We start from the raw sequence: 1,591 nt of genomic DNA on the forward strand, positions 1-1,591 counted from the left end.
GCGGTGCTGCACTTCGCCCGCTGCGGCCTCCAGGGGGGGCGCCCGTCCTCCCGGTGGGGGGCCCGCGCGCGGGCGGCCGGGGCCACCCCGCCCCCATGCCGCCCCGCGCAAACGCCCCCGCCCCACTCCCCCGCCCAGGCACACACGCCCCGCTGCCCCGACCGCCCGACACAGGCACACACGCCCCGCTCCCCCACCGCCCCACACAGGCACGCACGGCCCCTCTCTCCCCTGACCGGAGCAATACCGGTCCGCCTAAGGGGCGAGGACCTGTGAGAGGTGTGACCTTGGTGGAAGGAATCGGCCGGTGCACCTGCGACAAGGAGGCGGGATGACGGCGACGGGCGGCGGGAGCGGCGTGGCATGCGCGGCCGTGGAAGAGGGGGCCGACGACCCGTCGTACGACGGGTCCGGAGGCGCCTTCGCACAGGTGAGCGCTGTCGCCGATGCCGTCCTGTACGAGGGCTACCTCCTCTACCCCTACCGCCGGTCCTCCGCCAAGAACCGGGTCCGCTGGCAGTTCGGGGTCCTGCTGCCCCGCGACTGGGTGGAGGCGGACGGGCCCGTCACGCCGGGCATCTCCGGCTCCGCGGACTCCTGGTACCAGCAGACCGAGTGCCTGGTGCGCGTACGGCGGCCCGACGCGGTCCTGCGCGTACGGGTGCGCTGTCTGCAGCTGCAGCACAAGCAGGTGCAGGCGCTCGGTGCGGACGGCCGGTACCGCCCGGTCGAGTCGCTGCGCACCGAGGACGGAACGGCCCACCTCACCTTCGACGAGGCGGTCCCCCGCGAGGTCGCTCTGCAGTGGCCGCTGGCGGATCTGCTGCGGGGCGAGTGCTCCGCGGGGGCCGGGGCGCCCGCGGGCGAGGAGACCGAGCAGCTGCCCGCGGGGGCAGGGCGGGTGGTGCGGCGGCGCGAGGAGGTCCGGGCGCGTACGGCGGTCGTGGCCGAACCGGTCGCCGAGGACGTGTACCGGCTGCGCGTGCGCACCGAGAACACCTCGCTCGCCTCGGACGTCCGGGCCGCCCGTGGCGATGCGCTGCGGTCCGCGCTGCTCGCGGCGCACACGCTCGTCGGCGGCGCGGGCGTGGAGTTCGTCTCGCTGATCGATCCGCCGGACGGCCTCGCGGACCAGGTACGCGGCTGCCGCAACGAGTTCACCTTTCCCGTGCTCGGCGGCGCACCGCAGGACACGGGCCCGATCGGGCCGGTCGTGCTCTCCGCCCCGATCATCCTCCCGGACCGTCCGCAGGTGGCGCCGGAGAGCCCGGGCGATCTGCACGACGCGGCGGAGATCGACGAGATCCTGACGCTGCGCACGATGCTCCTGACCGACGAGGAGAAGGCCGAGGCCCGGGCCACGGACCCGCGTGCCGCGCAGATCCTCGACCGGGTCGACAGCATGCCCCCGGAGGTGTTCGCCCGGCTGCACGGGGCGATCCGGTCCCTGACCCCGGCCGCCCCCGTCCCGGCCGCTGCGCCTGCCGCACGGCCCTCCTGGTGGCAGGAGGACGCCGACGAGGGGCTGTCCCCGGCGACCGACACGGTGCTGGTGGACGGCGCGGTCCCAGGCGACGATCTCCGTCAGTTC

Annotated in this window: 1 protein-coding gene; it reads left to right on the forward strand. The window is 75.4% G+C overall.

Going from position 1 to position 1,591, the window contains the following annotated elements; genetic code table 11:
* Positions 1-331: 331 nt before the first annotated feature.
* Positions 332-1,591 (forward strand): hypothetical protein (locus AB0H32_RS48305; protein WP_361136105.1); only part of this gene is annotated, 1,260 nt, incomplete at its 3' end.

The sequence above is a fragment of the Streptomyces sp. NPDC020362 genome (assembly GCF_040642095.1).
Taxonomy (GTDB): domain Bacteria; phylum Actinomycetota; class Actinomycetes; order Streptomycetales; family Streptomycetaceae; genus Streptomyces.